Raw genomic sequence first — 781 nt, 5'->3', positions numbered from 1 at the left:
TCGGACGACGGGCTGCTGCACTTCGCGGGCCGCGCCGACGCCCAGGTGAAGATCCGCGGCTTCCGGATCGAACTCGGCGAGGTCGAGTCCGTCCTCGCCGCCCACCCGGCGGTCACCCAGCCGGTGGTCCTGGTACGGGACGGCCGCCTCACGGCGTACGTCGCCGCCGACGGCACCCCCGCTCCGGCGGACCTGCGCGCGTTCGCCGCCGACCGACTGCCCGCCTACATGGTCCCGGCGACGGTGACTGTGCTGGACGCCCTGCCGCTGACGGTGAACGGCAAGGTGGACACAACCGCCCTGCCCATCCCCGAGCCGGTGCGCCAGCCGGGCCGCGCACCGTCCACCCCCGTCGAGGAGCTGCTCTGCGGCCTCTTCGCGGACGTCCTGGGACAGGAGACGACCGGAGCCGACGACGACTTCTTCGCCCTGGGCGGCGACTCGATCCTGTCGATGACGGTCGTCTCCGGAGCCCGCCGGGCCGGTTACGTCATCACCACCCGCGAGGTCTTCGAGCACCGCACCCCGGCCCGCCTGGCCACCCTGGCCCGCCCGCTCACCACCGGCCCCGCCGAGGACGGCGCGGCCGACGCCACCGGAGAGATACCGCTCACCCCCGTCATGCGAGAACTGCTCGCCCGGGTCGAACTCCAGGACGTCCGCGAGGTCTACCAGTCGGCACGCGTCGCGATACCCGCGGATGCGGATGCGGGGGTGTTGGCGTCTGCGGTGCGGGCGTTGGTGGTGCGGCATGAGGTGTTGCGGGCGCGGTTGGTGTCGG

1 protein-coding gene is annotated in these 781 nt (G+C 73.4%); it reads left to right on the top strand.

The features are described 5' to 3' along the window. The coding region (locus tag ACTT8P_RS38355; protein WP_442836412.1) for a phosphopantetheine-binding protein at positions 1 to 781 on the top strand (781 nt) is incomplete at both ends.

This window comes from Streptomyces sp. JW3 (genome assembly GCF_052216785.1).
In the GTDB taxonomy this organism is placed as follows: Bacteria; Actinomycetota; Actinomycetes; order Streptomycetales; family Streptomycetaceae; genus Streptomyces.
Note: the sequence above shows the minus strand (reverse complement) of the source record. Positions and strands in the feature narration are given on the sequence as shown.